General features: G+C 32.2%; 4 protein-coding genes. 3 read left to right on the top strand and 1 reads right to left on the bottom strand.

Features of this window, described 5'->3' with window-relative positions; translation table 11 throughout:
* The 3 genes from ACTTBL_RS03165 to alaS form a co-directional block, all read left to right on the top strand.
* A partial coding sequence (locus ACTTBL_RS03165; protein ID WP_440643581.1) for a TolC family protein occupies positions 1–240 on the top strand: 240 nt, incomplete at its 5' end.
* A gap of 107 nt (positions 241–347) precedes the next feature.
* Positions 348–1,502 carry a recombinase RecA gene (gene recA, locus ACTTBL_RS03160; protein WP_023854927.1) on the top strand — a complete coding sequence of 385 codons (1,155 nt, stop codon included), beginning with the start codon at positions 348–350 and terminating at the stop codon, positions 1,500–1,502.
* A gap of 94 nt (positions 1,503–1,596) precedes the next feature.
* Positions 1,597–4,263, top strand: coding sequence for an alanine--tRNA ligase (alaS, locus tag ACTTBL_RS03155; protein WP_440643580.1), 2,667 nt, complete (start codon positions 1,597–1,599; stop codon positions 4,261–4,263).
* Here the strand turns inward: alaS and ACTTBL_RS03150 are convergent.
* Positions 4,255–5,469 (bottom strand): NADP-dependent isocitrate dehydrogenase, encoded by a 1,215-nt coding sequence (locus ACTTBL_RS03150; RefSeq protein ID WP_440643582.1) that lies wholly within the window; start codon positions 5,467–5,469, stop codon positions 4,255–4,257. The two genes, alaS and ACTTBL_RS03150, sit on opposite strands and share 9 nt — an antisense overlap.
* Between the last annotated feature and the right edge of the window lie 11 nt (positions 5,470–5,480).

Here is a 5,480-nt window from a genome sequence, read left to right as displayed (position 1 = left end):
TCAGAAAGTTTTTTAAATTCAGTTAAAGTTCAAGTAAGTGCAGCTGAAATAGCTAATGAAGGAATTGCAGCAGAATACGAAAGAGGTTCGAGAACTACTCTAGATGTTATTCAATCAAATGCTTTATTACTTTCTGCTCAAATTTCTTTAGCAAGTTCAGAGAAAAACTATCTAATGGCTCAATACAATCTGCTTAAAGCAGTTGGTTTGCTTAATAGCGAATATCTAAAACTTAAGTAATTATTTGATTTTCAAGGCTAAAAAATAAATATATTGCTAATGAGAACAAAATGTGTACATTTATTTCATGATTCGAGTGTTAAAAAATTTAAAAAAAGAGGCAAAAAATGACGAAAAATAACCTAAAAGTAGTTAAATCTACTAAAGATCAAGAAATGGACGTTAAAGAAAAGAACAAAGCATTAGATGCTGCAATAGCTCAAATTACAGACAATTTTGGAAAAGGTTCTGTAATGAAGCTTGGTGAAAAGAGAGCGATGGATATCGAGTCTGTTTCAACAGGTTCTTTAAGTCTTGATTTAGCTTTAGGTATCGGTGGATTACCAAAAGGAAGAATTATTGAAGTTTACGGACCAGAGTCATCAGGCAAAACAACATTAGCATTACAAGTTGTTGCTGAAGCTCAAAAATCTGGTGGAATTTGTGCATTCGTTGATGCAGAACACGCATTAGATCCAGTTTATGCAAAAAAATTAGGTGTAAATACTGAAGAACTTTTAATTTCACAACCAGATACAGGTGAACAAGCATTAGAAATCGCTGATACACTAGTAAAATCAGGCTCTATTTCAGTAATCGTTATCGACTCTGTTGCAGCTTTAACTCCAAAAGCTGAAATTGACGGTGAAATGGGAGATCATCATGTTGGTCTTCAATCAAGATTAATGAGTCAGGCTTTAAGAAAATTAACAAGCTCAATTTCAAATACAAACACAATGATGATTTTCATTAACCAAATCAGAATGAAAATTGGAGTTATGTTTGGAAGTCCAGAGACAACATCAGGTGGTAATGCACTTAAGTTTTACTCATCTGTAAGAATGGATATTAGAAGAATTGGTGCCATCAAAGATAAAGACGAAATTATTGGTAACTCTACAAGAGTGAAGGTAGTTAAGAATAAAGTAGCACCTCCATTTAAAGTTGTTGAATTTGACTTGATGTATGGAAGAGGAATTAGCAAGATGGGTGAATTAGTCGATCTTGGTTCTAAAGCAGATATAATTGAAAAATCAGGTGCATGGTATGCTTACAAAGGTGAGAAGATTGGTCAAGGTAGAGAAAATGCCAAGACTTATCTAGCTCAAAATCCTAAAGTTGCTGCAGAAATTGAAATGGCAATTAGAGAAAAAGCAGGTGTGATTTCTAAGAAAATAGAAGGAAATCCAATCGATCCTGAAAAATTGGAGAAAGAAAAGAAAGTAGCTGAAAAAGAAGAAGCTGAAAAAGCAGAAGCTACTCCTCCATCTAAAAAGAATTAATAGGTCATCTTTATTAATAAAAGGCGCTTAATTTAAGCGCCTTTTTTCCCTTCGATATCTAGACATAGAATAAAAAAGCTGTATTTTAAAAAATATGGCAGACAAAACACTCAATGAAATAAGAAATACTTTCTTAAAGTATTTTGAAAAGAACGATCACAAGATTGTGGAATCTAGTAATCTAGTTCCAAATAATGATCCCACATTGATGTTTGCCAATTCTGGGATGGTCCAGTTTAAGAATGTATTTACAGGATTAGAAAAAAGAGACTATGTAAGAGCAACTACATCACAAAAATGTGTAAGGGCAGGTGGTAAGCATAACGATTTAGAGAATGTTGGTTACACACCAAGACACCATACATTTTTTGAAATGTTGGGAAACTTTTCTTTTGGTGATTACTTCAAAGAACAAGCAATTCATTATGCTTGGAACTTAATTACAAAAGATTTTGGAATAGATAAGAACAGACTTTATGTAACTGTATTTCATGAAGATGACGAAGCCTTTAATTTTTGGAAGAAAATAGGGGGTTTTAGCGATGACAGAATAATCAGAATTGCTACATCAGATAATTTTTGGTCAATGGGTGAGACAGGCCCTTGTGGACCTTGTTCTGAAATATTCTTTGATCATGGTGATCATTTACCTGGAGGATTACCAGGCTCTAAAGATGAGGATGGAGATAGGTTTATAGAAATTTGGAACTTAGTATTCATGCAATTTGAACAAGTTACAAAAGATAAAAGAATAAATCTTCCAAAACCATCTGTTGATACTGGAATGGGACTTGAGAGAATTGCTGCTTTACTACAAGGCACTCATGATAATTATGAAACAGATCATTTTAAAAAAATAATTAACTCAGCATCTGAAATTGTAAAAGTTAAATCAGATAAATCTAATCTTTCAAGTTTTAGAGTTATAGCTGATCACTTAAGAGCAAGTTCATTTTTAATTGCTGAAGGAGTACTGCCATCTAATGAAGGAAGAGGGTATGTGCTTCGAAGAATTATGAGAAGAGGTATGAGACATTCTCATTTATTAGGAGCTAAGGATCCAGTATTTTCAAAATTGTTTGATATCCTATTAAATGAAATGTCAGGAAATTATCCTGAACTAAAAAGAGCAGAATCTTTAATTAAAGAAACTTTAAAGATGGAAGAAGAAAAATTTTTAGTTCTTTTAGATAGAGGAATTAAAATTTTAAATGATGAAATTTCTAAAATAGATAAAGTTTTACCAGGTGATATTGCCTTTAAACTTTATGAAACTTATGGTTTCCCAATTGATCTTACAGAAGATATTTTAAAATCAAAATCTTTAGAATTTGATAAAGAAAGATTTGGCGAGTTGATGAGAGAGAGTATTGAGCTTGCAAGAAAAAATTGGAAAGGATCTGGTGATAGTGCAGTTGAGCAAGTTTGGTATGGAGTTAAAGAAAAACATGGAGCTACAGAATTTCTAGGATATGAAAATGATCAAGCACAAGGAGTGATAAAATCACTTCTTAAAAACCACAAAGAGGTTGATACTTTAAATGCTGGAGATGAAGGTATCATTGTTGTTAACCAAACCCCATTTTATGCTGAATCTGGAGGTCAAGTAGGGGATACAGGATTGATCTCTAAGGATGAATTTGAATTTGAAGTAACCGATGTTCAAAAAAAATTGGGAGATTTATTTGTTCATTACGGAAAAGTTAAAAAAGGCTCAATAAAGCTTGAACAAGATGTTGAAATGAAAATCAATATTGAGAAAAGAAATGATACAAGAGCTTATCATTCAGCAACTCATTTATTACACGAATCTCTAAGACGAGTATTAGGTCCGCACGTTACTCAAAAAGGATCTCTTGTTGAGCCAGAAAGGTTAAGATTTGATTTTAGCCATATGAAGCCGATTTCAGATGATGAGATGGCAAAAATAGAAAGTCATGTAAATGATATGATTTCTAAACAATCAGATGTAACTACAAGAATAATGACACCTAAAGAGGCAGTTGATAATGGAGCTTTAGCACTATTTGGTGAAAAATATGGAGACGAAGTAAGAGTGTTATCAATGGGGGATGAAGGAGAAAAATATTTTTCAACTGAATTATGCGGTGGAACCCATGTAAAAAATACTGGTGATATTGGTAAATTTAAGATTATTAGCCAATCCTCAATTGCTGCAGGAGTTAGAAGAGTAGAGGCTTTAAGAGATAAGCAACTAGAGGACTACCTTAAAAATAAAGAGAAAATGTTAAATTTATCATCTGAAAAAGATGATGAACAAATTAATGAATTTAGCAAACAAATTTCAGCACTTGGTGGAAAGCCTAATTTAGATGAAACTGATAAAAAAGTTTTAATAAAAAATTTAAACAAACAGTTAGAAACATTATCTGTTAATTCAATATTACAAGATCAATCCAAAAATAAAGTTAACGATCAAGATGTTAATGGGGTGAAAGTAAGGTTTCAAAATGTTGAAGATCTTCCACCTAAAGAATTAAGAAAACTTGTAGACAAAGGTAAAAAAGAATTGAGCGAAGGTATTGTAATAGTTTTTGCAAGCAAAGATGACAAAGTTGGTATAGCTGTAGGTGTTACAGAAAAACTAACTGAAAAATTTGATGCTGTAAAATTTGTAAAAGCAGGTTCAGAAGTAATCGGTGGCAAAGGAGGCGGTGGAAGAAAAGACTTTGCTCAAGCTGGTGGTCAAGATCAATCCAAAATCAATGATGCTTTTGAAAAAATAAAATCTTTAATTTAATTTCTTTTTAAGATTACCATCAATTTCATCTAAAAACTGATTAGTAGTTAAGAATTTACTATTTGGACCAACAAGAATTGCTAAATCTTTTGTCATAGATCCACTTTCTACACATTCAATACAAACTTTTTCTAAAGTTTGTGCAAACTTGATCAGTTCTTCATTGCTATCTAATTTACCTCTATGAGCTAATCCTCTTGTCCAAGCAAAAATTGATGCGATTGGGTTTGTTGAAGTTTCTTTTCCTTGTTGATGCATTCTATAATGTCTAGTTACTGTTCCGTGTGCAGCTTCTGCTTCCATTACTTTTCCATCTGGAGTTAACAATGTACTCGTCATCAATCCTAAAGACCCATAACCTTGTGCCATAGTATCTGATTGCACATCTCCATCATAATTTTTGCAAGCCCAAATATATTTTCCGCTCCATTTCATTGCACATGCAACCATGTCATCAATTAATCTATGTTCGTAAGTTAAATTATTTTTTTCAAATTCGCTTTTATATTCTTTGTCGAAAATTTCTTGGAAAATATCTTTAAACCTTCCATCGTATTGTTTTAGAATTGTATTTTTAGTAGACATGTAAACAGGCCATTTTTTAATTAACCCATAACTGAAACAAGATCTTGCAAAGTCTTCAATTGATTTATCTAAATTGTACATTGATAAAGCCACACCAGGACCTGTAAAATTAAATACTTCATATTTAATTTCATCTTTTCCATCTTCAGATGTCCACTTCACTTCCATTTTTCCTTTTCCAGGAACTTTAAAATCTGTTGCTCTATATTGATCACCAAATGCATGTCTTCCAATAATTACCGGATCTGTCCAAGAGGGAACAAGTTTTGGAATATTTTTACAAATAATTGGTTCTCTAAACACTGTTCCTCCAATTATATTTCTTATGGTTCCGTTTGGAGATCTCCACATTTTTTTTAAATCAAATTCCTCTACTCTCGCTTCATCAGGTGTAATCGTTGCACACTTAATTCCAACACCAATTTTTTTGATTGCATTCGCAGAGTCTATTGTGATCTGATCATCAGTATTATCTCTGCTTTTCATGCCTAAATCGTAATATTCAATACCAAGATCTAAATATGGGAGAATTAGTTTGTTTTTAATAAACTCCCATATAATACGAGTCATTTCATCGCCATCCAGCTCTACAACTGGGTTTTTTACCTTGATTTTGCTCATTAAATAAAAAT

Origin of the sequence: Candidatus Pelagibacter sp. HIMB123, from assembly GCF_052048195.1 — a bacterium.
Taxonomy (GTDB): Bacteria; Pseudomonadota; Alphaproteobacteria; order Pelagibacterales; family Pelagibacteraceae; genus Pelagibacter.
This window is presented reverse-complemented; position numbering and strand designations above follow the sequence as displayed.

Coding starts and splice junctions, on each gene's coding strand:
- recA (WP_023854927.1), top strand. CDS start 348: ATGACGAAAAATAACCTAAAAGTAGTTAAATCTACTAAAGATCAAGAA.
- alaS (WP_440643580.1), top strand. CDS start 1,597: ATGGCAGACAAAACACTCAATGAAATAAGAAATACTTTCTTAAAGTAT.
- ACTTBL_RS03150 (WP_440643582.1), bottom strand. CDS start 5,469: ATGAGCAAAATCAAGGTAAAAAACCCAGTTGTAGAGCTGGATGGCGAT.